Source organism: Pseudomonas sp. 43(2021), assembly GCF_017490805.1.
Lineage (GTDB): Bacteria > Pseudomonadota > Gammaproteobacteria > Pseudomonadales > Pseudomonadaceae > Aquipseudomonas.
Window position 1 is genome coordinate 1 of sequence record NZ_JAFGYJ010000272.1, and the last position, 516, is coordinate 516.

Below are 516 nucleotides of genomic sequence, written 5' to 3' on the forward strand. Positions count from 1 at the left end.
GGTCGGTCGTGTGCAACTCGAAGAGCCGGCCGAAACTGGCTCTATCACCGTGCCGGCGCGCAAGCTGATGGACATCTGCAAAAGCCTGCCCAACGACGCGCTGATCGATATCAAGGTCGACGAGCAGAAACTGGTGGTGAAGGCCGGCCGTAGCCGCTTCACCCTGTCGACCCTGCCGGCCAACGATTTCCCGACTGTTGAAGAAGGCCCGGGCTCACTGACGTGCAGCCTGGAGCAGAGCAAACTGCGTCGTCTGATCGAACGCACCAGCTTCGCCATGGCCCAGCAGGACGTGCGTTATTACCTCAACGGCATGTTGCTGGAAGTTTCCGCTGGTGTGATCCGCGCCGTGGCCACCGACGGTCACCGTCTGGCGATGTGCTCGATGCAGGCCGATATCGGTCAGCCGGATCGTCATCAGGTGATCGTGCCGCGCAAAGGTATCCTCGCACTGGCGCGTCTGCCCACCGAGCCGGACGGCAATGTCAGCATCGTCCTCGGTCAGCATCACATCCG

1 protein-coding gene is annotated in these 516 nt (G+C 62.0%); it reads left to right on the forward strand.

The genetic code is table 11. The annotated features are described in order from the left end of the window. The coding region (dnaN, locus tag J5M71_RS27160; protein WP_207838614.1) for a DNA polymerase III subunit beta at positions 1–516 on the forward strand (516 nt) is incomplete at both ends.